Raw genomic sequence first — 23,097 nt, 5'->3', positions numbered from 1 at the left:
AGCATTCCGAGGCATGGAAAACGGCACGGGAAAACGCCGATGGCTCCGCTAACTCCGTGTGAGCCCGATCCCTTACAGATCCGGCATCCGAAGCCGGTCCCTCGCGGGCATCCGAACACCCGCCGCGCGCCCGGACCGCTCTTTTTGAGGTTTCCGAACAGGCTGTCCGATCCGCTTCCGATCGATCGTTGTGTACCGTCACCAGCACGGGAGACCGGCTCCCGCTTTCGGCTTTCATGTCCGTTGCCCGATTCAGAGTGGAGAGGTCGCGATGAGTGTACGACCGCAGTTCCGCCGTGGTGCCCGCCTGGCAATCGCCGGCCTGTTCGCGCTGGGCGCCGCCGCCTGCGAGGACCTGGGCGTGGGATCGGGGGCGGAGCGGGAAGACCGGATCGTGTTCGTGAGCAATCGCGAGGTCCTGGACTCGGCCACGGTGCTCTACCCGCCCACGGACGTGTTCGTGATGAACGCGGACGGCACCGGCGTCCAGAACCTGACCCACGGCCCCGACTGGGACTTCCACAGCTCGGTCAGCGTGTCGCCCGACGGCGGCAGGATCGCGTTCGCCAGCGACCGCGCCACTCCGGGCTGCGCCCAGATCTTCACCATGCACACGGACGGATCGGCCAGGGCGCAGGTTACCACGGAGCACTGCAACTACGTTCCGCGCTGGTCGCCCGACGGCACCCGCCTGGCGTACCTGAGCCTGCGGGCGGGACGGGTCGCCGTGTTCACGATGAACGCCAACGGCACCAGCCAGCGTGACCTGTCCACCGCCACCCTGGCCGGGGCGGCGGGGTGCACCGCCACCCAGCCGCCGACCGTCGGGTTGCTGGGGTGGGTGCCGGGGGGACGGGTGACGTTCTACCACCACCGCTGCGGCGTGGGCTACCGCTACTTTGTCGCCCCCGGTGACGGCACCGGCGCCGTGGCGCAGCTGGACTACGACGCCTACGCCGCGTACTGGTCGCCCGACGGCGCCCGGGTGGCGTTCATCGACTGGCACGGCGGTGTCCTCAAGCTGCACGTGATGAACGCGGACGGCTCCAACCTGCGCGTGCTGACCACCGACGAAGTGGGTGACGGGCTGATGCCCCGCGTTCAGGCCATCGAGGTCAACCCCTGGTCGCCCGACGGCACCCGCCTGGTGTTCTCGCGGCACCTGTACAACGGCGACGGTACGGAGCAGAGCGGGATGTACGTGGTCAACGCGGATGGATCCGGCCTCCGGCGGCTGCCGCTGGACCACGCCACCGACTTCAACGGGTGGTCCCCGCGCGGCGACCGGCTGGCGTTCAGCGTGTGGGAGCAGCCCGGCCGGCGCGACGTGTACGTGGTCAACGCCGACGGCACCGGCCTGACCAACCTGACCAACAACCCGGCCGACGACCACGCCATCGGCTGGGTGCGCGGGCGGTAAGAGGCGGAGCGGGGGATCGGCACGGCGCGGGCCACGTGCGGGAAACGTGCGTTTAAACGCCGCCGCCTTCCGCCGCATCGCAGTGTGCGACGTTCTTCCGCCGGCGACCGGCCGGCGGGTGTAGAACGGACCCACACGCCACGCCGGGCTCCCATGAAAAACATCCTGTCGCTCTGTTCCGCGCTCCTGCTGGCCACGCTGGCCGGGTGTGCACCGGCGCCAGCGGCGAGCGCGCCCGTCGCGGCGCCGCTCTCCATGCGATTCGACTACGCGGGCGCCGAGGCGATCCTGCACGCCATCGAGCGGGACTCGCTGTCCGAGGCGGACGTGGACTCGCTGCTGCGCGTGCCCGGGGTGCGGGCGATGGTGGACAACGTGACGCGGTTCATCCCGCACGTGGGTGTTCCCCAGTTCCGGACGGACGTCCGCTCGTTCGCGCGGACCAAGGAAGCCGCGCGCAGCAACCCCTTCCAGCTCTACGCCCCGTGGCGGGAGAAGGAACGGATCCGCACCCTGATCGCCACGCTGCGGGCGGACGAGCCGCGGATTGTGCGCGAGGCGCTGGCGCAGCTGCAGCCGTACGCGCCCCAGACGGGGCCGATGACGATCGGCGTGTACTTTGTCGCCGGGGGCGTATCCACCGGCTTTGCGTTCGAGGACGACTCGCGGGCGTTCTACGCCAACCTGGCCCGGGCGGATGGCGATTACCACGGCGTCATCTGGAACACCGTGCACGAGGCGTATCACGTGCTGCAGATGGCGGCGCAGCGGCAGTCCGGCCACTTCAGCGCCTGGATCAGCGACGACGCGCTCCCCCCGGCCGAACGGCTGCTGGCGGGCACGCTCCTGGAGGGCACCGCCAACCTGGTCGCCGATCCCACGCGCCAGACGGGGAGCGGCCCGGCCATCGAAAGCGCGCGGGCCCGCTACCGGATGAACGCGGCACCGGAGCAGATCGCGGCCAACTTCGCCCTGTTCGACCGCACGCTCAAGGAGCTGCGGGAGGGGACGATCCCCTTCAAGACGGCCAGCGACCAGGGGTTCTCGGGCGACAACCCCGAGTTCTACTTCGTGGGCTACGAGATGGCGAAGGCGATCGAACGCCATTGCGGCGCGCGGTGCATCGGCGCGCTGTTCCGGCAGCCGCCGGCGGAGTTCTTTCGGCGGTACATCGCGCTGTACCGCGCGCATCCGGAGATCACCCGCCGCTTTTCGCGCGAAACCGAGGCGTACGTGGCGTCGCTGGCGGGCAGTCTCGACAGGTAAGCGGCCGGATTTGCGGCCGCGCGAAGGATCTTTCGTATTTCCCGGACCCGCCGCGGCCGGCGGGTCAGCAAGGCGCGAACCGCCGGCGGTACGATGCCGGGCGGTGAGCCCAACCCGTGTCCGCAAGGTGAAACAATGCGTATTCTTTCCGCCGCGCTCGTGGGCCTGCTGCTCCACGGCGCCGCCGCGTGCGGCGATGGCAAGGGCTCGCCGGTCGAGATGCCGGTCGCCGCGTCCGTGCAGAAGCTGGACGGCGACGAGCAGGAGGCCCTCGCCTTCAGCCCCCTTCCGGAGCCGCTGCGCGTGCGCGTTACGGACCGCGACGGCGATCCCGTGGCCGGGGTCAGCGTGAGCTGGCGGGTAAGCGCGGGAACGCTGTCGGCTCCACAGACGCTTACGGATGCGCAGGGCGTGGCCCTGGTCTACTGGGAGTTCCGCAACGGCAACAATTCCATGCCGCTGGGCCAGCAGGTGGCGGAGGCCACGGTCACCCACCTGCCGTCGGTCGTCTTCAACGGCTACGTGCGCTGGGGGATCAGCCTGCAGAGCGTGTCGTTCTCCCCCGCCGAGGTGAACGTGGCCTCCGGTCCGGCCACCGTGGAAATCACCGTTCACGCCACGGACGACTTTGGCGACGTGTTCGAAGGCGTTTTTCGCCTGTTCAGTCCGTCCACGCAGCAGTTTGTGGGCTACACGCCCTTTGCCATGGCCAGCGGCACCGGCAAGGACGGAATCTGGAAGGCCACCTTCCAGATTCCGCAGAACGCCGAGCCGGGCCAGTGGGCGCTGGAGCTAAGGCTGCGCAGCGACAAGATGTCGGTTTTCTGGCCCAACAGCGCGCTGGGCGGCACCCAGATCATGAAGTACATCACGGTCAAGACCACGCCGTAGTCCGCATTCAGGCTTTTGGCGGAACACGCAGCCGGGGCGCCCATCGTTTCTCACGGTTGATCGTCCTTTCGTGGCCGATCGGATGAACACCAGCTGCGCCTGCAGAACCGGGTATCTCACACGGGGTCAACGGTAAAGATCAAAACCGTTGACCCCGTTACTCCCGTGTGATGGTGATACCGAATCCGGAAAACAACATCGGGAGGTACAGAGGAACCGGGAACCGCCAGAGGAACAGAGGTGATCCGCATCCCTTCCCTGTTCCTCTGGCGGTTCTCCGTTCCTCTGTACCCTGACCTCTGTTTTCAGTAGCCCGACTTGAGGCGAGGTGTTCTGCCGCGTCAGCCTCGCGCGATCCGAGAGTAGATCCTCGGCCCCGCGACTTGTGGTGCAAGGGCCGGCGTCAGTGCGGGCGGAGTTCGGAATGACGATGCGTCGCATCCCGCAGGGCGCGGGCTGAATCCAAACCATCCTCCCATCCGCGGTATCCCATCCGGCAACGCGGGCGCGCCACCCACCGGCCTCCGCAATCCACCACGGATAACGGGATTTCCCCATGTACGCATATTCCTGCAGGCTGCTGGCCCTTGGATTGGCCGTAGCAGCGTGCGCCCCGCAGCGGTCCGCGGCCCAGGCGCCCACGGCCGCGATGGCACGCGAGCCCAATCTTGCCGCCGCGCTGGACGAAAAGGCGCCGCTGTGGCTGGCCGAGCACGACGTGCCCAGCATCTCCGTCGCCTACATCCGCGGCGGGCGGGTGCAGTGGACGCGCGTCTACGGCGAGCAGGCGGAGGGCGTGCCGGCGACGGAGTCCACGCTGTACAACGTCGCGTCGCTGGCCAAGCCCGTCTTTGCCGAGACCATGCTGCGGCTGGCGGCGCGCGGCGAGCTGTCGCTGGACGAGCCGCTGGCGGGCTACTGGGTAGACCCCGACGTCGCCGCCGACCCGCGCCACGCGCGCCTTACGCCGCGCATCGCGCTCAGCCACCGCACGGGGTTTCCCAACTGGCGCTTTCAGCAGCCCGGCCGCGTGCTGGCGTTTGAGCGCGATCCGGGAACGGAGCTGGGCTATTCCGGCGAAGGCTTTGAATACACCCGGCGGTTCGCGCAGCAAAAGCTGGGCACGCCGTTCGAAGCGCTGGTGGATCAGCACGTGTTCAGGCCGTTCGGGATGACGAGCACGGCGCACACGTGGCGGGACTGGTTCGCGGGGCGCATCGCCCTGCCGTACGGGCGCGAGGGCCGGTACCGCGAACCCACGATCGCCGATTCGGCCATGGCGTCCGACGACCTGTACACCACGGCCGCCGACTACGCGCGGTTCCTGATCGGCGTGATGGACCGCGACGGCCTGCCCGCCGCGTACGCCGCGCAGCGCGATTCCGTGCACGTGGTCAACGCGCGCGCCACCACGTCGTGCGACGCGGGCAAGACGGCGTGCCCGCGCGTGGGGATGGGGCTGGGGTGGGAGATCCTGGACTTTCCGGGCGAGACGGTGAGGATGCACAGCGGCGGCGACTGGGGTGAGAGCACGCTGGCGTTCTACTTTCCGGAAACACGCGACGGCGCCGTGCTGCTGACCAACGGGGCCAACGGGATGAAGGTGATGCTGCAGGTCATCCCCCTCCTGTTTCCGGATACCCAGCTGGCCGAGAACGCCCGCAGCTACGAGTGACGCGGCCCTTTCAGCCACGCGGGGCGCTGGCTGCGTCAGCCGGCGCCCTGTATTGTTGGGATTCTCCGCACCACACCGCGCCTGGCGCCGCATCCGTATGAAGAACGTGAAAGTCGTCCCGCACGATCCCCGCTGGCGCGCTGCGTTCGAGGTGGAGGCCCGGCACGTCGCCGCCGCGCTGGGCGAGAACGTTGTCGCGGTTCACCACGTCGGCAGCACCTCCATTCCGGGGATCCACGCAAAGCCAATCATCGACCTGCTGGTGGAGCTCAACGACGTCGGTCAGGCGGACGCGCGCAGCCCGGCGATGGAGTCGCTGGGCTACCAGGTGATGGGCGAGTACGGCCTCCCCGGCCGCCGGTACTATCGCAAGGACGATCCGGATGGCATCCGGACGCATCACGTGCACGCGTTCCAGGCCGGTTCGGAGCAGGTGGTGCGGCACCTGGCGTTCCGCGACTACCTGCGCGCCCATCCCGCGGATGCGCAGGCGTACGGCGAGCTGAAGCAGAAGCTGGCGCGGGAGCATCCCCAGGACATGAACGGCTACATGGACGGCAAGGACGGCTTCATCAAGGAGATGGACCGCAGGGCGGCGGCGTGGCGTGCATCGTTTTCGGATGAGCACGCCGATGGAGTCTGACGAGCCGGTGCTGGGCCTGCGGCAGGGTGCGGTGCGCCTGGCCGCGCACACCGCGCGATGGGCGGAGCTGTACCGCGAGGAAGAATCGCGGCTGCGTACGGCGCTGGAGGGGGTGCTGATCGACATCCAGCACTTTGGCAGCACGTCCATCCCCGGCATCCACGCCAAGCCGATCCTGGACATTCTGGTCGCCGTCCGGCGGCGCGACGACGTTCTGGAGCGGCGTCCGCAATTGCGGGCGCTGGGCTACGGGTACGTGCCGGGCGCGGGGGTGCCGGGGCATCACGTGTTCGGAAAGGGCCAGCCCCGCACGCACCTGCTGCACGTGGTGGAGCACGCGAGCCGCACCTGGACCGAGAACCTGTGGTTTCGCGACCGGCTGCGCGCCGACCCCGCGCTGGCGGCGGAGTACGACGCGCTCAAGCTGCGCCTGGCGCAGGCGCATCCCGACAACCGGGCCCGCTACACGGAGGAGAAAAGCGCCTTTGTCCAGCGCATCCGCCAGCAGGCGCCGGTGGATCCATCCCCATCGAATCCCCGCGATGCGTGATCCAGGCCTGACGGTGGCGGCTGCGGCGCCGGATGATGTGTGGTACGGACGCTTTCCCCGGCGCATCCAGGCCGTGGTGGTGGACGGGGCAATCCTGGCGTCCCTGCTGCTGCTGGGCCCCGCGCTGGCCGGGGTGCTTCCGGCCGCCGCTTCGCGCACCGTGAACCGCGCGGTGCTCCTGTGCGTGGTGCTGTACGAGCCGGTGATGGTGAGCGTGTGGGGCGGCACGGTGGGGCACACGCTCCTGAACCTGAAGGTGGTTTCGGCCAGCACCGGGGGACGGCTGCCGTTTCACCGGGCGCTGGTGCGCTTCGTTACCAAGACCGTCTTCGGGCTCATCTCCTTTCTCTTTATCGCGCTCACCGCGCGGCACCAGGCGCTGCACGACATGGCCGCCGCGGCGGTGGTGCAGGTGCGCGACCGGTCGCGCGCCAATCCCGCGGACTTCGCGACGGAGCGGGTTGCCGACGCCGGGCCGGCCGCGCCTGCATCGGGGTGGCGGCGCGCGGGTATCGCCGCCGTCTACATGGTGGGCACGTTTCTGCTGGTTTCGGTGATGGCGGCGCTGCTGGTATCCCCGGAGTGCCTGGACGCCGGCCTGTGCTCCGGTGCGGAGAACAACGCGCTCGACGTGGCCTTTGCCGTGTGGGCGCTGCTGTGGGGCACCATCGCGGTGCTGGCCTGGCGCGGGCGCCTTCCCGGCGCGCGGCACCACGCGGGCGATGGCGACCAGGCGCAGGCGCCGGAATCGTGGGAAGCCCAGGGCGATGGAGCCGGCGATCCCCGTTGATGATCCGCCGCTGAGCCCGAGGCGCCGGGGGTGGCGCTTCGTTCCAGCAACGTGCGAGTCCGCCCGCGGGAGCGAATTAAATTCGCCGCTGGAAAATCGCAAAGTCCACCTCCGTAGACTCGGCGGCCGGGCGGCACGGCGAATCCCAAGCACCGGCGCGTCCGCGGCGGGGAGAGTACCGCGCCCGACGTTCTCACAATCCCCATCATGTACCCAGAACTGCACGACGACCTTCGCGAGCACCGGGACTGGCTGCTGTCGTTCATCGACCTGCCCCCCGGCGGCACCTTCGTGGACCTGGGGTGCGGCAGCGGGGGCGATCTGGCCGCGCTCGCGGCCCGGCATCCCGATCCCGCCGCGCGCTTTATCGGCATCGACGCGGCGGAGACGGGCGTCGCGGCGGCGGCGGCGCGCAGCGCGCACGACCCGCGCATCTCCATCCGCCAGCACCGCCTGGTCGGCGGACAGGTGCCGCTGGACGACGGTGGCGTGGACGCGGTGTATTCGCACAACCTGCTGGAGTGCATCGGCGACCGGGATGCGTTCGTGCGGGAGGTTGCGCGGGTGCTGCGGCCGGGTGGCGTGGCGGTGATGGCGCACTGGGACTTCGACTCGCAGACGCTGGACGGCACCGACCGGGCCGCCATCCGCCGGCTGGTGCACGCCTTTGCCGACTGGAAGCAGCCCTGGATGGAGCACGCCGACGGCTGGATGGGGCGGCGGCTGTGGGGCACGTTCGCGCCCAGCGGCCTGTTTGACGGCGCGGTGCACGCGCGCGTGCTCACCAACACGGTGTTCGCGGCGCCGTGGTACGGCCACGCGCGGGTGCAGGATTTCGGCAGCCTGGTCAAACGCGGGTTGGCGAGCGAGGATGACTACCGCCGCGTGATCGCGGATCTGGAGGCGCTGGACCGGGAGGGCCGCTACTTCTACGGCATCACGGGATATGTGTACGTAGGCCGGCGGCGGGCGGCGGCGCGGTGAAGCAGCGGCGGCGGCGTCCTCGGCCGCTGGACCGGCGGCCCGCGCGCAAAGGCGCGGCCACCCTCTCGCACCCCGGACGCTGGATGCCCTCGTGCATCAACCGGCAGCGCTTGAAGATGCTGGGCGGCTGCGGCGCAACCGGCATGCTGATTTTCGGGCCGATCTTCAACGGGCCGCGATCCGCGCCGTGTGCCGGGCGACGATCCGCGTTCGTTCGAGTGTCATACCGTTTCTGCTAATTCGCTGTGCATTCTGGCCTTTACAACTACATCTCACGCGGAGGCGCGGAGTACGCGGAGGCGCGGAGAAGCGTGATTTCTCCGCGTCTCCGCCCTCCGCGCCTCCGCGTGAGCCCGGCAGTAGAACTCGGAGTGCACGTTAAATCATGGAAGTCGGTATCCGGATGCGGATGTCGATTTCCCACGTGCTGCTTCGACATAGAAGTGAGGGAGGCGAGCACGCGTCCCCTGAGGGAGGAGGGCGCCGGCCGCCAGACGCCTCCCGATCAACCTTTAGCCACCGGGAGACACCATGGCCATCACCCCGCGCATCCGCCCCTGCCTGTGGTTCGACGACCAGGGCGAAGAAGCCGCCCGCTTCTACACGGGCATCTTTCCCAATTCGCGCATCGTGGCGACCACGTACTTCGGCGAGGCGGGCTTCGAGATCCACAAGCGCCCCGCCGGCTCGGTGATGACCGTCGTCTTCGAGCTGGACGGCCAGCAGTTCACCGCGCTGAACGGCGGCCCCATGTTCACCTTCAGCGAGGCCATCTCGCTTGAGGTGCACTGCGCCAACCAGGAAGAGGTGGACTACTACTGGGAGCGGCTGGGCGAGGGGGGCGACCCCGCGGCGCAGCAGTGTGGCTGGCTCAAGGACCGCTTCGGCGTGTCGTGGCAGGTGATCCCCACGGCCATGGAGCGGATGTTCGACGATCCCGAATCGGCGGCCACCCAGCGCGCCACGAACGCCATGCTGCAGATGAAGAAGCTGGACCTGGCCGAGCTGGAGCGCGCCTACGCCGGCGAGTAACGCCGAATCCGGAAAACCAACATCGGAAGGTACAGAGGGACGGAGAACAGCCAGGGGAACAGAGGTGATCCGCATTCCTCCTCCGTTCCCCTGGCTGTTCTCCTGTCCCTCTGTACCCTGACCTCTGTTTCCTGTAGTCCCGCTGGTGACGGCTACCGGTAGGCGGCGATCGTCGCGGCGGTGTTGTTGAGCACCCGCGCGTTGTCCTCGTACAGCGCCGTCCCCATCACCTGTCCCGTGAGCGGGTAGGTCTTCAGGGGGCTGCTCCACCACTGGATGCGCGTGCAGTTGCTGCAGTTGTTGCCGTACGCCATCACCGTGCGCCAGGTCTTGGTGGACGGGATGAAGCCGTGGCCGTACGGGTACGGCGTGGTGCTGGCGTCCACGAAGCGGTCGTGGCGGGCGCCCTGCAGGTGGCCGATCTCGTGGCCAAACGAGTAGTAGCCCGTGATGCAGCTGTAGTGCGCCACGGCGAACGCCGAGCTGGCCGTGGAGCCGATGCCGGCGGCCTGTCCGCACGCCTCGCTGTCGTTCACCACCAGCACCACCACGTCGGCCGCGTAGGTGTTGCGCAGGGTGTGCACGTTGTCCATCAGCCCGTCCGTGGTGTTGCGCAGCGCGGTGACGTGCTGCGAAAAGCTGCGGCCGCTCTCGTTGTACGTGACCTGCGCGGTGTGCACGCGCACCATGTTGATGTTGATGCCGCTGTTGACGTACGACAGGTTGGTCTCGTCCACCGCCAGCTGGATCTTGCTCGCGATGGTGCCGGCGGCGGTGGCGGCGGAGGCGGTGTAGACCACCAGCACGTTGATGGTGCTGGTGGCCGCGATGCCCACCTCACCCGTGCCGGGCGCGCGGGCGGCCAGCGGGGTGTGGGGCGGCGCGGGGTCCAGCACGCCGGTGGGGTTGTCGGGGGTGTGCTCCGGGGGGAAGCCGTTCTGGTTGAGCAGCGAAACGGCGTGCACCCCGCCGCCCAGCGGCTCGATGCTGTACTGCGCCGTGCCGATGGTCACCGTACCCACCACGCCGCCTTCCGCCAGCACCAGCTGCACCGAGCCGTGCTGCCCCTGCGTGGCGCCGCTCCACGAGATGTCGTTGGCCGCGCGCTGCTGCACGCGCTCACCCACCGCCACCACCTGAACGCCCGGCGCCACCGGCACGCGCAGCACGCTTCCCTGCTTCATCAGCTGGCCCGGGGCCGTGGCCACGCGCGCCAGGTGCACCGACGCGGTGCTGGACCGGCCGCGGATGGTGGCCAGGCGGCCCTGCTGCACGTTGTCCAGCGCCTGGTCGGGCACCAGCGTGAACAGGTTCTGCTGCGCTGCGGCGGCGCTCATCGAGGTATCGCCGGGGGTGATGTCGTCGCCGCCCTGGCAGGCGGCCAGGCCAAAGGAAGCGGCCACGATCAACGGCAGTACTGCTCTCATGGGGCGTTCTCCAGGGAGAGATGGGTGGGGAGATGTGGGTACGTTTCCCGACAAGCTAAGAGCTAACGGCCGAACTTCCTAGAGTCTTGTTTTTGTCCGTTCTTAGATCCCGAAACAATCGTCCATGTAGACGTTTAACCTGCGGATGCACATTTCTCGGTGCTTCCGCAACCGCACCTTACCGTCCGCAAACGTTCGATTCCATCCTCTGCCTCCGCGGGTGCTTGACGAAATCATCAGGCCGATTCGGGACGCATCGGATGTCCCCGGGGTGAGCGGAAATGGGCGACGTGAGAGGTCGGCGCGGATCGCGGTCGGGGCGTCTGTCGATCCGGGGACTCCTCGTTCGACGTGGAGGTAGAGAGACGACGGCGAGCGCCAGCCGGCCGCCGCGACCCTACCACCACGGAGGAGACGCCCATGCCGCACACGTTGAGGATCACCGGGAGCGCAATGCTGGCCGCCGCGCTCGTCGCCACCGCCGCGGCCACGCCGGCCGCGCCCATCCACGCCCAGGGAGAAGGGACCGCCATGCAGCCCGCCACGTCCGCCCCCGCCCGCACCGGCTACGTGCAGGCCAACGGAGTCCGCTACTACTACGAGATCCACGGCCAGGGCGAGCCGCTTCTGCTGCTGCACGGGGGGCTGGGCTCCATCCAGATGTTCGGGCCGGTGCTCCCCGAGCTGGCGCGCGGCCGCCAGGTGATCGGTGTGGATCTGCACGGCCACGGCCGCACCGAGCTGGGCAGCCGCCCCATCAGCCTGATCGACATGGGCGACGACATGGCGACCGTGCTGCGTGAGCTGGGCTACGGCCAGGTGGACGTAATGGGGTACTCGATGGGCGGCGGGGTGGCGTTCCGGCTGGCCGCGCAGCATCCAGAGATGGTGCGGCGCCTAGTGATGGTGTCCGCCGGCTTTTCGCGGGATGGGTTCTATCCCGAGATGCTGCCGCAGCAGGCGCAGGTGGGTGCCGCCCTGGCCGACATGATGAAGGAAACCCCCATGTACCAGTCGTACGCCGCGGTCGCGCCGCGTCCGGAGGATTTTCCCCGGCTGCTGGACCGCATGGGCGAGCTGATGCGCACGCCGTACAACTGGGCCGAAGACGTGCGCAAGCTGTCGATGCCCACGATGATCGTGTTTGGCGACAGCGACATGTACCGCCCCGAGCACGTGGTGGAGTTCTACCAGTTGCTGGGCGGCGGGCAGCGTGACGCCGGGTGGCAGCGCGAGCACATGTCGCGCAACCGCCTGGCCATTCTCCCCAACCTGACGCACTACGAGATGTTCATGTCGCCCGCGCTGGTCGCCACCACGCTCCCCTTTCTGAACGGCGACACCGCCGCCCCCAGCTGGGCCGAGCAGGTCGCGCAGGGCAACTGATCGCGGCACGGAGGGATGAACCGCGGCCGGGGCGCTGATCAGGCGCCGCGGCCGCTTTGCAATACCTTGTAATATAATACTCAAATTACGAGACAGTATTCACTTCACTCGTGTGGCTGTATTGCATCCTCTGGCAGTACTCTATATAGTAGTGGGCTGCAACGGGCCCGAATGAACCTGCCTTATCACCACGTAGCTGGCAGCCGGTTGCGCATACCACCCAAGCTTTCTCTTGTCCGATGAAAGTCAAAGTACGGCCGAAGTTCGGTGCAGTGAAAAATGGAATGGCTGAGATCAGGCTGAACGACTGGGAGGAATTTCATTGGTTTATCGAATCGGAGATGCTTGATTATCGAGAGTATATTTACCGCGGACAATCACGCGCAGACTGGCCGTTGAGAACCACTTTGGACCGATTGGCCATGCAGGCTCGAGGACGTGCCTTGACGGAGGCCGAAATGAAAGATCATCTCCTTCGATTCAAGTACTCCACTCGAGGACGCCTTCCGACCACCTTTCATGAGGACTTGGGGGATAATCACTGGTGGGCAGTGGGGCAGCATTTCGGATTGGCGACCCCTTTGCTTGATTGGACAGAATCCCCTTACGTAGCTGCGTATTTTGCCTTCGCTGAGCCAAGTGGAACGGACAATGAGCCCCTTCCCGACAGAGCGATATATGCTCTTGATTCCGTGTCATTGATAGCAAGGTCAAAGGAGCTTGCTTCCGCCGACCCGCAACGGAACGCCGAGTTTGTGGAGGTTTTCTCTCCGCTTGCGGGCGAAAACAACCGATTGGTAAGCCAACGGGGCTTGTTTACCCGATTGCCCGTTGGGCAAGATCTGGAGGACTGGATTCGGACGCACTTCAAGGGAGAGTCAAATTTGTTGATACTTGTCAAAATTGTCATCCCTGAACGAGTGGGAGATCGGACGAGATTCTTCCGTGTCTTGAATCGTATGAATGTGAATGCCCTGACTCTTTTTCCGGATTTGGCCGGTGCAAGTCTTCATTGTAACCACGACCTGGCAATCGAGAACTATTGAGTGCGCTCTGAGTCCGGAGTGTGAGTGGAGTGTCTTGCTCGTTCTGGCGCGGATCGACACGGCCGTCCTCGTCCGCTTGTGGTGGTCACGAAACCTGGAGAGTGTGGTGAAGGCAGACCCGCGGCAGGTGCTCCGGATGACCCTGGATGAGCTGGAGGGCGTCGCGTGGGGGCCGCCCACCCTCGACAGCGGGCTCGTCACCACGTGCCACCGGCTGCGCACAAAGCCGCTCGGCGCGTACGATACGGAAGACCTGCGCATCATGATCGGCCAGAACATCGGGCTGCCCTGGCTGCTGCCCGTGGCGATCGGCCGGCTGGAGGAAGACCGGTGGACGTCGGGCGACCATTATCCCGGTGATCTGCTCGCGATGACGGTCCGTGCGAAGTTCTCCTGGATCACGCAGCCGGATCTGCGCGAACGACTGCGCGCGGTCATCGAGCAGGCGCTCCGCGACCTCGCGTCGCAACCCGGCGCCGGCGAGGGGGATTTCGAGATTCCTTCCGGAAAGCTCGCGGCCACGCTCATCGAGGAGCTTCGGACGGCCCGGGCTCGCCTGGATGCGGATACGGAGCACGCGGGCTGACGGCGTGCCGCTCGCGTCCCCGGGAACAACGATGGATCAAGGGTGATTCAGTACAGCCGGCGAGCGGAAACGCTACGACCGCGACGTGGGGCGCTGGAGCCGTCCGGTCGCCGCGGAAACCTGTGATCGCTTCGCACCGATCCAATCCGTACGAGGATCTGCATGACAAACGAAGGCGCGGCCCGATTCGAGAAGAACGTCCCCGGTCCGTTCTACGGCACGGGGGACTGCATGGCCTGTGGCGCGCCGGAACTGGAGGCGCCGCACCTGCTGGCTCCCCTCGAGGGCGACAACTACCACACCTACTTTGTACGGCAGCCCGCCACGCCGGACGAAGTGGAGCAGGCCTGCCGCGCGCTGGAATCGTGCTGTGTGGCTGCGCTGCGCTATGGTGGGCGAGATCCCCTGATCATTCAGCGGCTGGGGAATGATCCAGAGTTTTGCGATCATCTGCTGCCCGGCCCTCCCGTCCCGCGTCCGCAATGGCGGGACGCCAAAGCCCCGGCCGCGACCATCACCATCACCGGCGCCGCACTGACGGACGACGTGAGCCGCACGCTGATCCAGGAGCTCAACGCGGAGCTGAGCGGGATGTATCCGGAGCCGGGCGCGAACCACTTTGGCCTCCATCCGGACGAGGTCCAGCCTGGGCGCGGCGCGTTTCTGGTCGTCCATCGCGACGGCACGCCGCTTGGCTGCGGCGCGCTGCGGCGGCTCGATGACGAGACGGGGGAGCTGAAGCGGATGTACGTGGCGCCCGCGGCGCGCGGGCTGGGGCTGGGCCGCCGGCTGGTGGACGCGCTGGAGGCGGAGGCGCGGGCGCTGGGCCTCCGGCGGCTGGTGCTGGAAACCGGCACCCGGCAGGAGGCGGCGATCGCGCTGTACCGCGCCACCGGCTTCGACATCATCCCCCTCTACGGCGAATACCTGAACTCGCCGGAAACCAGCGTCTGCATGGGCAAGGAGATTCCTGCCCACGAGCCGTGACATCCAGCGTTTACAGCCGGGCGCGTCCGATGCAGCTTGTGTGGGACTCGCCTGATCCCGTCTCCTCCGATTGCACACCTCCATGACCCGATTCACTCCTGGTTTCTTCGATTCCATCTACCGGGATACGCCGCCGTGGGACATCGGGGCGGCGCAGCCCGCCATCGACGCGCTGCTGGACGAGTATCCACCCACGGGCCCGGTGCTGGACTTGGGCTGCGGGTCCGGCGACCACGCGGTGGCGCTGGCGCGGCGCGGGCTGCAGGTGCTGGGGATCGACGTGGTGGAAGCCGCAATCGCGCAGGCACGCGCCAAGGCGGACGCACTTCCGCCGCAGGTGGCACGTCTGCTGGAGTTCGAGGTGGCCGACGCGCTGCGGCCGACGCTGCTGGGGCGGCGGTTTGGCGCGGTGGTGGACTCCGGGTTCTACCACCTGTTCGAGCAGGACCAGCGCGACGCCCTGGCGGCGGAGCTTGCGGGCACGCTGCGCCCCGGCGGTCGGCTGTACCTGCTGGAGTTCGTGACGGAGTTCGACATGCCCAACACGCCGCGCAAGGTGAGCGAGGACGAGCTGCGGGCGCGGTTCACCGAGACGAACGGCTGGCGCATCCTGGCGGTGCGGCCGGCGCAGTTCGAAAGCCGCATTGCGCCGGTACCGGCCGTAGCGGCGTGCATCGAGCGGCTGGAGGCGGATGATGCCTGATCGTCGCTCTCCGATGCGCGTGCGGCTCGTCCAGCTGCTGCCGATGCTTGCCATCTTCCTCCTCGCCCCCGGCAAGCTCTTCGCGCAGAGCGTGACGGCCGAGGCGGGCAACCTCTTCTACCGCCCATCCGCCAGCGCCGCGCCGCGGCAGCTCACCACGACCGGGCTGGACAGCGAGCCCGTGCTTTCCCCCGATGGCCGGACGATCGCGTTCATCCGCGGCACGCCGGGGGATTCCGTGGATACGGTGCTGGGACGGGAAGAAGGGACTTCGCTGTGGATCGTCGGGGTGGATGGAAGCGGTGCGCGCATGCTGGTGCGGGGCCGGTCCTCGGAAACCCCCAGCGAGGCTCTGGCGATGCTGCAGTCGCCGGCATTCTCGCCGGACGGACAGCGGATCTACTTCCTCAGCGCGGGGTGGGCGACGTCGGGCGCCGTGCACGTGGTGGACGTGGCCACGGGCGCCGAGCAGTTTCTGGCACCCGGCAACAGCCTCGAGGTGATCCCCAGCGGCGACTACGCGGGGTTCCTGCTGGTCTCGCAGCACCGCAACTTTCTGGCGGGCGGCTCCTACGACTGGTACTGGCTGGTGTCGCCGGAAGGGCGCGAGATCGATCCGGTGGGCGAAGATGAGGCTGCGCTGGAGGAGTTCCGCGCGATGTACGTCGAGCCCTGAACGCGGTGCCCGAGCCCGTGGGCATCGCCATCCGCCCCGCGCGCCCCGGCGAGGCGGCGGCGCTGACGGCGATCGCGCACGCAGCCAAGCGGCACTGGGGATATCCCGAGGCATGGATTGCGCGATGGCGTGACGCGCTGACCCTCGCGCCGGCGTACGTCCGCGACCACATCGTGGTCGTGGCGGTGGATGCCGCGGATCGGCCCTGCGGCTTCTACGCACTGGTGATCGAGGGAGCCGGCGCGACGCTCGACCACCTGTGGGTGGAGCCGGAGTCAATGGGGCGCGGCCTGGGGCGGGCGCTGCTGAGCCACGCGCGGGAGACCGCGCGCACGCACGGTGCGGCGCGGCTGGAGATTGATTCCGATCCCCACGCCGAGGCGTTCTACCGCCGCATGGGCGCGCGCCGCATCGGCGAGGTGCGCGCGGACGTGGACGACGTCCCGCGGGTGCTGCCGCGGATGGAGATCGTGCTCTGAACGGCGCACCGCGGCTTCGGCCTGCAACGTGCCCCGCCCGCGGGTGCGAATGATGAATTCGCCGCTGGAAAATCGGCAAAGTCCACCTCCGTGGACTCGGAGGCCCGGGGGTGTGCGGCGTTCCACGCACCTGTGCGTCCGCAACCGCGAGATCGCCGGCGCGATCCGCGATCAGCACGGCATCACACGCACGCAAACGCGAGATCCATGGATCATTCCGCGCGGAGGCAGGGGATCGGGCTGGCCGGGTGGCTGCTGGGGAGCTTCGCGGCGGCCGCGGTGGGCGGCGTGGCCAGCGCCAACGCGGGCGACTTTTACCAGCAGTTCGTGCGGCCGGGGTGGGCGCCGCCGCCGTGGCTGTTCGGGCCCGTGTGGAGCGTGCTGTACCTGCTGATGGGGATCGCCGCATTCCTGGTGTGGCGTGAACGCGGCTGGCGCGGCGCCCGCGCGGCGCTCACGCTGTTCGTGGTGCAGCTGGCGGCGAACGCGCTGTGGACGTGGCTGTTCTTCGCGTGGCGGCGCGGTGCGCTGGCCTTTGGCGAGATCCTGCTGCTGTGGGTGCTGATCGCGGCCACCATCGTTGCGTTCTGGCGCGTAAAGCCGCTCGCGGGGGCGCTGCTCATCCCCTACCTGCTGTGGGTGTCCTTTGCCACCGCGCTCACCTGGGCGGTGTGGCAGATGAATCCCGCGGTGCTGGGGTGACGCGGCGGCGCCGCACGAGAGGGTGTTGTCCCGATCCCGGGTACCGGAAGAAGCACGCGGGCGTGTGGAAAGGCGTCGCCGCGGTCGCGTAGTCTGCAAAAGCTCACGCGGAGACGCGGAGGAAAAGAAGAGCCGCGGAGAACTTCATCTGTTCTCCGCGGCTCTCTTTTCCCCTCCGCGCCTCCGCGTGAAATCGCTTTTCGTGCTTTACGCCGCGGACTTTTCGGAGGCGATCCAGCGCTCCACCTTGGCGCGCAGCATGGGGAGCGTCACGGGGCCGTCGTCCAGCACCACGTCGTGAAAGCGGCGCAGGTCGAACGCGCTGCCCAATTCGCGGCGCGCCTGCTCGCGCAGGTTCACGATCTCCAGGTAGCCGGTCATGTAGGTGATCAGCTGCCCCGGCGTGGCGGCGTGGCGGTCCGCGTACACCTCGGCCTGGGCGCGGGGGCGGCGGGAGATGGTCATCATGGAATCCACCGCCTGCTCGCGCGTCCAGCGGCCCACGTGAACGCCGGGGTCGATCTCCAGCGCCACCAGCGCGTCGGCCAGGTGCGCGTAGACGCCCGCCCGCATCAGCGGATCGCCAAACGCGCCGATCTCGTCCGCCACCCGCTCCGCGTACATCCCCCATCCCTCCGTGAACGCCGACGTCCCCAGCAGCCGGATCACGTCGTGCGGCACCGGGCGCTCCTGCAGCCACGCGCGCTGCAGGTGGTGGCCCGGCCACCCCTCGTGCGAGGTGGCGGTGGACAGCTCCATGCGCGGCGCGCGCTCGGCGTTGCCCAGGTTGATGTAGAACACGGCCGGACGGCTGCCGTCCATGGGCGCGTCGTCGTACCAGGCGCCGGGGCGCGAGCGCTCCATGTACGCCGCGCCCGGCTCCACGATCAGCGGCGTGGTAGGCACGCGCGAAAAGGCGCGCGGCATCAGCGTGCGCAGGGTGTCGATCTGCGCGCGGGCGGCGGCCAGCTTGGCCTCGCGCGAGCCGAACGTGAGCGCCGGGTCCATGCGCAGCCGCTCGCGGGCCGCGCCCAGCTCCGTCTCGCCCGTGGCCGCGGTGGCCAGCGGAAGAAGCTCCGCCTCCAGCTCCATCCGCGCCGCGCGGGCCATGCGCGCCAGCTCTTCCGGCGCCACGTCCAGCGAGGTGCTGCGGCGGATGACGCCGCGGTAGCAGGCCGCGCCGTCCGGCAGCGACCACAGCCCCACGTCGGTGCGGGCGCGCGGCAGGTAGTCCGTGTGCAGGAACGCCAGGTACGCGCGCAGGACGGGGTACACGTCATCGCGGACGATGGCCGTCATCTCCCGCACGAACGCCGGATCGTCCGAACGCGTGGTGAGCGCCCAGAACGGCGACGCCGGTACGGAATCCGGCACCAGCCCCTGCACCTGGTCGATCACGCGCAGCACGTTCTCGCGCGGGGCGGCGTATCCGGCGGCCAGGCCGGTGCGCAGGTTCTCCATCTCCACGCCGACGAAGCGGGGCAGGTCGCGCCAGCGGGCCAGCGTGCGCGCGCGGTCCTCGGGTGTCTCCGCGCGGGCGGTGGCGGCCTGCTGGCTGGCGCTGATCTGCCAGCCAAAGATCTGGTCCACCTCGCCCCACAGCTCGAAGCGGCACACGCGCGTGGCGGCGGCGCCCTCCAGCGACTCGCGCAGCATTCCGTGGATGAGCCACTCCGGCTGGCCGAACAGCCCGTCGGCGTTCACCCCGCGCAGGCGATCGAGGTAGGCGTCCTGCTCGCGGCTCCACGCGGCCTGAAAGGCGAGCGAGTTGTCGCTCCAGCGCTCGGGCGCGGGGCCGCTGCCCAGCGACTCCTGGATTCCCGGAAAGTTGCGGATGAGCGCGGCCAGGTACTCGTCGGCGATCCGCCGCACCTGCACCGCTTCGGCGGACGCCGGCGCGGGGGACGAGGGCGACGCGGGGGACGGCTGCTGCGCGGCGGCGGGCTGCGCCAGCGCGGCCGCGGCGGCGACGAACAAGGTGCGCAGGCCGGCGCGCACGGGGATGGCGTTCATGGTCGGGATCTCGGTTGGATGGATCAGGCGCTGTCGGCGCCGGCGGGAAAGGGGACGCCCAGGTAGCTGCAGAACATGCGCGCCAGCTCGCGCGCCATCACGCCCTCGTCCACGGGGCCCATGGACGGAGACATGTGCCCAAAAAGCAGGCTTTCGCGCAGCGCCGACGACACGGCGCTAAAGGCAAAGCGCAGGGCGAACGGCGGATCGGGGTGGCGAATCTCGCCCATGCGGTCCGCGATCAGCTGGCGAAACGGCTCGGTAACGCCTTGCCGGAACGCGGCCCACGCGGCGCTGTGCGCCACCGTCTCGGGGTTGCCGCGCGTGCGGTGCACGATCTCGCGCAGCACGGGGCCGTGTTCGCGCGCGGCGGCCAGCATCAGCGCGAAGTAGGCGTGGGCGACGGGCGCGATGCCGGCGCCGGCCCACCGCGCGGGATCCAGGTCGCGCTCCGCCAGCGCCAGCGCGTCGCGCACGTAGCCGGCGTACATGGCGTGCAGCAGCAGGTCGTCCTTGCTGGCGAAGCGGGCGTAAAAGCCGCCCACCGACACGCCCGCGCGCCCCGCCACCTGCTGCACGGACACGTCCTCGAAGCGCGCGCTGCCCAGCAGCTCGCCAAACGCCTGGACGATGCGCTCTTCGGTCTGCCTGCTGCGCGGCTGGCGCGGGGTGCGGGTGGATGCGGATGCTGGATCGGCCACGGAACCCCGGTGGTGCGGGCGGATGGATGGAAATGCGAATCTCATTCTTATTTACCTTCACGAAGGTGGTTCGTCAAGGATGTTGTGCGCGTGGGGCCCTCCCCCGGCGGCGCCCAGGAGCGCGCCACCCCCTCCCGCAAACTGCGCGGGAGGGGGGATATACGGCACCGGCGTCGGGGCGCCTCGGCAGCGCGTGGGGCGAGGGGCGGCGCCCCCTCCGGGCTCGTAAACCTCGCCTACCGCCCCCAAAAAAGACTGGGGGCGGTTGGGTGTGGGGCGGGCGGCGGTACGCTTCGGAAGGCTCCGCGCAGGCCCCCTCCGGGCCGGCACCACCGGCCCACCTCCCCCGAAACTGCCGGGGGAGGTAGGGTGCACCCGACCGGCTGTCGAAGCGGGACCGAAGTTCTCCCCTCTCCGTGAGGAACGAACGGGGAGGGGCCGGGGGAGGGGCACCCCGTCGGGCGCCAGTTCGATGCCGGCCGCCGCGCCCGGGCTCATCGGCGACGATCTGCCCCGCAGCCAGGATCGCGCGACGCGTGGTCATCGCCTAGCTTGATCGCGGCGCCTCGGTCCGCGCGCTGATCCAGCACACCGACCGTGTGGCCGAGGTGCACAACACGCTGCGCGGAGGAACCGCCGTGGAACGGATCGACCCACCGGATTTCGACGACCGATGACACTCATGGAGCCGGATCGCATCGTGGAGCGCGGGGGCATGCTGCTGGCGGGGCTGCGCCGCGTGCACACGTTCAGCGGGGCGGGGGAAAGCATCCCGGAGCAGTGGCGGGCGTTCCGCGAGCTGGGAACGCTGCCGGGGCAGCAGGGGACGGCGGCGTACGGCGTGATGTGCGGCGCCGACCTGCAGGCGCAGACCTTTGAGTACATGACCGCCGCGGAGGTGGCGGGGTTCGACGGGGTGGGGCCCGGGTACGGGCGGATGCGCGTTCCGGCGCAGCAGTACGCCGTGTTCAAGCACCGCGGCCCTGCCTCCGCACTGCAGGCCACCTGGGACGCCATCTGGCACCAGTGGCTGCCGCGATCGGGCTATGAGCTGGCGAACACGCCGGAGTTCGAGGTCTACGACGCGGACTACGATCCGCGCACCGGAGCGGGGGTGATCGAGGTCTGGGCCTCTATCCGGCCGGCGGAACGAAGCGATCCGGCGCCGTGATGGGGTACGTGCTCCGATTTCCCCGCCGCGGAGCCGCGCGTTGACCGATTCCATCCTCCCCGGCGACGTGGCCGCGCGCGTGGTCGGCGCCCGCGGCGATGAGGGCGCCGCGTGGCTCCGGCGGCTTCCGGAGCACCGGGCCTTCGCGATGGCCGCGTGGGGACTGGCGGAGGATGGCGCACCGTACGCCGAAGCCAGCGCGGCGCTCGTGGTTCCCGTGCGCGGGCCGGACGGCGCGTCGCTCGTCCTGAAGCTGGCGCCCGCGACGGAGTGGCTGGCGCACGAGGCGCGCACGCTGGCCCACTGGGCGGGGCGCGGCGCCGTGCGCCTGCAGGCGGCGGATCTGTCGCGCGGCGCGCTGCTGCTGGAGCGGGCGGTGCCGGGCACGCCGCTGGCGGAGCTTTGCGCCGGTGACGACCGCGCGGCGACGGCGGCCGCGGCGGACGTGATCGTCCGGCTCGGCGCCCTTCCCGGCCCCGCGCGCCACCCCCTGCCGACGCTCGCGTCGTCCGTCGAGGCACTGGGCTCCGCGGGCGTCTGTGACGGCGTTCCCGAGCTGGCGACGGCGTGCCGCGAGGCGCGGTCGCTCGCCGCCGAGCTGCTGGCCGATACGTCCGGTGCATCGGTGTTGCACGGCGACCTGCATCATCACAACCTGCTGCGCGCGGAGCGGCTCCCCTGGCTGGCGGCGGATCCCAAGGGCGTGATCGGCCCGCGCGAGGCGGAGCCGGCGGCGCTGCTGCGCAATCCCCGCCGCTTGGTCCTGTCGCATCCGCACCCCGTCGCCCTGCTGTCGGACCGGCTGGACGTGCTGGCGGAGCGCCTGGGGGATGACGTGCGGCGGCTGGCCGGGTGGGGGTACGCGCTGGCCGTGCTGGCGGCGTTCTGGGCCGCGGAAGACCGGGATGAGGATGAAGTGCGCCGCTGGCTGGGCTGCGCGCAATCGCTACGGGCGGTGGCACGGGTGCGAGGGGCGCTGTGAGGAGTGTTCGTGATACCGCCGATCAGGGCTCATACCATCTCCCGGATTTCGATGTGCAGTGAGGGGAACGATTTTCACGCGGAGGCGCGGAGAAAACAGAAGAGGCGCGGAGGGAGCGCCCAAAACGCCTCCGTGCCTCATCAGTTCCTCCGCGCCTCCGCGTGATGCTTTTCCGTCGTTCCTCTGATTGCACAACGAACTGCGAGAAATGGTATCAGTCATCCTGAGGGAGCGCACCACGGGTAACCAGCCTTCACGCAACCGCTTGCGCGCGACCGAAGGACCTTCTCTCCGCCGCCGTAAGGCATGCTCCGAGGCAGAAATCCAGCCGAGCCGTTGTGTCGGCAAGCTCCTTCGGTCGCCGCCGTAGATCCTGCAAGGGCAACGATTTGTGCGGCGGCTCCGGATGACTGGTCGTGTGGATCGCCAGAACACCATCATCGGGGATCTGTGGATGGATGACGGCCCGCGCGTGAGCGCCGAAGACCCGCTTTCGCCGGACGCGGCGGCGCTGATGGAGGAGCTTACGCGCACCCTCACGCGCATCACGGGCGAGGGTGGGACGGGCTCGTTCAGCGTGGCGGACGTGTGCGGGCCCGGCGGCGCGTTCGTGGTGGCTCGCTCGGCCAGCGGCGAGGCGCTGGGGTGCGGCGCGATCCGGCCGTTCGCGGACGGCGTGGCGGAGGTGAAGCGGATGTACGCGCGGCCGGGCTCCCGCGGCGTCGGCTCGGCCGTGCTCGCGGACCTGGAGGCGCGGGCGCGGAGCCTGGGATACCAGGCCCTGTGGCTGGAGACGCGGCGCGTGAACACTGCCGCGGTCGCCTTCTACACGCGCCGCGGGTACGAGCCCATCCACAACTACGGGCGCTACGCCGGCCGCGACGAGTGCGTGTGTCTGGGCAAGATCCTGCATCACGACGCCGCATCGCCATCGGCCGCGCCGCCGCCGGAGCGCTCCGCCGACGCTCCGTGATCCACCCCTTTCGC

At 69.2% G+C, this 23,097-nt stretch carries 23 protein-coding genes; 20 read left to right on the top strand and 3 right to left on the bottom strand.

The window, feature by feature from the left end; translation table 11 throughout:
- The first annotated feature begins 271 nt into the window (after positions 1 to 271).
- From ACOJUJ_RS05965 to ACOJUJ_RS05925, 9 genes are all read left to right on the top strand, one after another.
- Positions 272 to 1,420 carry a TolB family protein gene (locus ACOJUJ_RS05965; RefSeq protein WP_420125938.1) on the top strand — a complete coding sequence of 383 codons (1,149 nt, stop codon included), beginning with the start codon at positions 272 to 274 and terminating at the stop codon, positions 1,418 to 1,420.
- 153 nt (positions 1,421 to 1,573) lie between these two features.
- Entirely contained in the window at positions 1,574 to 2,686 is a 1,113-nt protein-coding gene (locus tag ACOJUJ_RS05960) for a DUF5700 domain-containing putative Zn-dependent protease (protein WP_420125937.1), read from the top strand.
- Between the two features lie 135 nt (positions 2,687 to 2,821).
- A complete protein-coding gene (locus ACOJUJ_RS05955; RefSeq protein ID WP_420125936.1) occupies positions 2,822 to 3,577 on the top strand; it encodes an Ig-like domain-containing protein in 756 nt (251 codons plus the stop codon).
- A 556-nt stretch (positions 3,578 to 4,133) separates the two neighbouring features.
- Positions 4,134 to 5,252, top strand: coding sequence for a serine hydrolase domain-containing protein (locus tag ACOJUJ_RS05950; protein ID WP_420125935.1), 1,119 nt, complete (start codon positions 4,134 to 4,136; stop codon positions 5,250 to 5,252).
- Positions 5,253 to 5,349: 97 nt separating this feature from the next.
- Positions 5,350 to 5,895, top strand: coding sequence for a GrpB family protein (locus tag ACOJUJ_RS05945; RefSeq protein ID WP_420125934.1), 546 nt, complete (start codon positions 5,350 to 5,352; stop codon positions 5,893 to 5,895).
- Positions 5,885 to 6,445: a GrpB family protein gene (locus ACOJUJ_RS05940; RefSeq protein WP_420125933.1), complete on the top strand. Its 561-nt coding sequence runs from the start codon at positions 5,885 to 5,887 to the stop codon at positions 6,443 to 6,445. Before ACOJUJ_RS05945 ends, ACOJUJ_RS05940 begins: the two co-directional genes overlap by 11 nt.
- Positions 6,438 to 7,235 (top strand): RDD family protein, encoded by a 798-nt coding sequence (locus ACOJUJ_RS05935; RefSeq protein WP_420125932.1) that lies wholly within the window; start codon positions 6,438 to 6,440, stop codon positions 7,233 to 7,235. Before ACOJUJ_RS05940 ends, ACOJUJ_RS05935 begins: the two co-directional genes overlap by 8 nt.
- A gap of 207 nt (positions 7,236 to 7,442) precedes the next feature.
- A complete protein-coding gene (locus tag ACOJUJ_RS05930; RefSeq protein ID WP_420125931.1) occupies positions 7,443 to 8,219 on the top strand; it encodes a methyltransferase domain-containing protein in 777 nt (258 codons plus the stop codon).
- Between the two features lie 531 nt (positions 8,220 to 8,750).
- Positions 8,751 to 9,251 carry a VOC family protein gene (locus tag ACOJUJ_RS05925; RefSeq protein WP_420125930.1) on the top strand — a complete coding sequence of 167 codons (501 nt, stop codon included), beginning with the start codon at positions 8,751 to 8,753 and terminating at the stop codon, positions 9,249 to 9,251.
- Positions 9,252 to 9,403: 152 nt separating this feature from the next.
- Here the strand turns inward: ACOJUJ_RS05925 and ACOJUJ_RS05920 are convergent, their stop codons facing one another.
- The gene (locus tag ACOJUJ_RS05920) at positions 9,404 to 10,678 is read right to left on the bottom strand and encodes a M12 family metallo-peptidase (protein ID WP_420125929.1); all 1,275 of its coding nucleotides are present in this window, start codon (positions 10,676 to 10,678) and stop codon (positions 9,404 to 9,406) included.
- 420 nt (positions 10,679 to 11,098) lie between these two features.
- Between ACOJUJ_RS05920 and ACOJUJ_RS05915 the strand changes: the two genes are divergently transcribed.
- The 8 genes from ACOJUJ_RS05915 (at position 11,099) to ACOJUJ_RS05880 (ending at position 17,243) form a co-directional block, all read left to right on the top strand.
- Positions 11,099 to 12,064 carry an alpha/beta fold hydrolase gene (locus ACOJUJ_RS05915; RefSeq protein ID WP_420125928.1) on the top strand — a complete coding sequence of 322 codons (966 nt, stop codon included), beginning with the start codon at positions 11,099 to 11,101 and terminating at the stop codon, positions 12,062 to 12,064.
- Between the two features lie 239 nt (positions 12,065 to 12,303).
- Complete coding sequence (locus ACOJUJ_RS05910; RefSeq protein ID WP_420125927.1) at positions 12,304 to 13,110, top strand: FRG domain-containing protein; 807 nt, start codon at positions 12,304 to 12,306, stop codon at positions 13,108 to 13,110.
- Positions 13,111 to 13,144: 34 nt separating this feature from the next.
- Positions 13,145 to 13,696: a contact-dependent growth inhibition system immunity protein gene (locus ACOJUJ_RS05905; protein WP_420125926.1), complete on the top strand. Its 552-nt coding sequence runs from the start codon at positions 13,145 to 13,147 to the stop codon at positions 13,694 to 13,696.
- 162 nt (positions 13,697 to 13,858) lie between these two features.
- Positions 13,859 to 14,683, top strand: a complete 825-nt coding sequence (locus ACOJUJ_RS05900; RefSeq protein ID WP_420125925.1) for a GNAT family N-acetyltransferase — start codon at positions 13,859 to 13,861, stop codon at positions 14,681 to 14,683.
- Positions 14,684 to 14,765: 82 nt separating this feature from the next.
- The gene (locus ACOJUJ_RS05895) at positions 14,766 to 15,386 is read left to right on the top strand and encodes a class I SAM-dependent methyltransferase (RefSeq protein WP_420125924.1); all 621 of its coding nucleotides are present in this window, start codon (positions 14,766 to 14,768) and stop codon (positions 15,384 to 15,386) included.
- The gene (locus ACOJUJ_RS05890; protein WP_420125923.1) at positions 15,379 to 16,062 is read left to right on the top strand and encodes a TolB family protein; all 684 of its coding nucleotides are present in this window, start codon (positions 15,379 to 15,381) and stop codon (positions 16,060 to 16,062) included. The genes ACOJUJ_RS05895 and ACOJUJ_RS05890 overlap by 8 nt, the downstream gene beginning before the upstream one ends.
- Positions 16,063 to 16,067: 5 nt before the next feature.
- On the top strand, positions 16,068 to 16,541 hold the full coding sequence (locus ACOJUJ_RS05885; RefSeq protein WP_420125922.1) for a GNAT family N-acetyltransferase: 474 nt from the start codon (positions 16,068 to 16,070) through the stop codon (positions 16,539 to 16,541).
- A gap of 207 nt (positions 16,542 to 16,748) precedes the next feature.
- A complete protein-coding gene (locus ACOJUJ_RS05880) occupies positions 16,749 to 17,243 on the top strand; it encodes a TspO/MBR family protein (RefSeq protein ID WP_420125921.1) in 495 nt (164 codons plus the stop codon).
- Between the two features lie 207 nt (positions 17,244 to 17,450).
- Here ACOJUJ_RS05880 and ACOJUJ_RS05875 read toward each other — a convergent pair whose 3' ends face one another.
- A complete protein-coding gene (locus ACOJUJ_RS05875) occupies positions 17,451 to 19,256 on the bottom strand; it encodes a DUF885 domain-containing protein (RefSeq protein WP_420125920.1) in 1,806 nt (601 codons plus the stop codon).
- Positions 19,257 to 19,279: 23 nt separating this feature from the next.
- A complete protein-coding gene (locus ACOJUJ_RS05870; protein WP_420125919.1) occupies positions 19,280 to 19,957 on the bottom strand; it encodes a TetR/AcrR family transcriptional regulator in 678 nt (225 codons plus the stop codon).
- A 673-nt stretch (positions 19,958 to 20,630) separates the two neighbouring features.
- On the opposite strand from ACOJUJ_RS05870, the gene ACOJUJ_RS05865 reads away from it, so the two are divergent.
- The 3 genes from ACOJUJ_RS05865 to ACOJUJ_RS05855 all read left to right on the top strand — a co-directional run bounded on the left by ACOJUJ_RS05865 (position 20,631) and on the right by ACOJUJ_RS05855 (position 23,083).
- Positions 20,631 to 21,128 (top strand): GyrI-like domain-containing protein, encoded by a 498-nt coding sequence (locus ACOJUJ_RS05865; RefSeq protein WP_420125918.1) that lies wholly within the window; start codon positions 20,631 to 20,633, stop codon positions 21,126 to 21,128.
- A 40-nt stretch (positions 21,129 to 21,168) separates the two neighbouring features.
- Positions 21,169 to 22,110, top strand: a complete 942-nt coding sequence (locus ACOJUJ_RS05860; RefSeq protein WP_420125917.1) for an aminoglycoside phosphotransferase family protein — start codon at positions 21,169 to 21,171, stop codon at positions 22,108 to 22,110.
- A 418-nt stretch (positions 22,111 to 22,528) separates the two neighbouring features.
- Complete coding sequence (locus ACOJUJ_RS05855) at positions 22,529 to 23,083, top strand: GNAT family N-acetyltransferase (protein WP_420125916.1); 555 nt, start codon at positions 22,529 to 22,531, stop codon at positions 23,081 to 23,083.
- The last annotated feature ends 14 nt before the right edge of the window (positions 23,084 to 23,097 follow it).

It is taken from the genome of Longimicrobium sp. (assembly GCF_048594345.1).
Lineage (GTDB): Bacteria > Gemmatimonadota > Gemmatimonadetes > Longimicrobiales > Longimicrobiaceae > Longimicrobium.
Note: the sequence above shows the minus strand (reverse complement) of the source record. Positions and strands in the feature narration are given on the sequence as shown.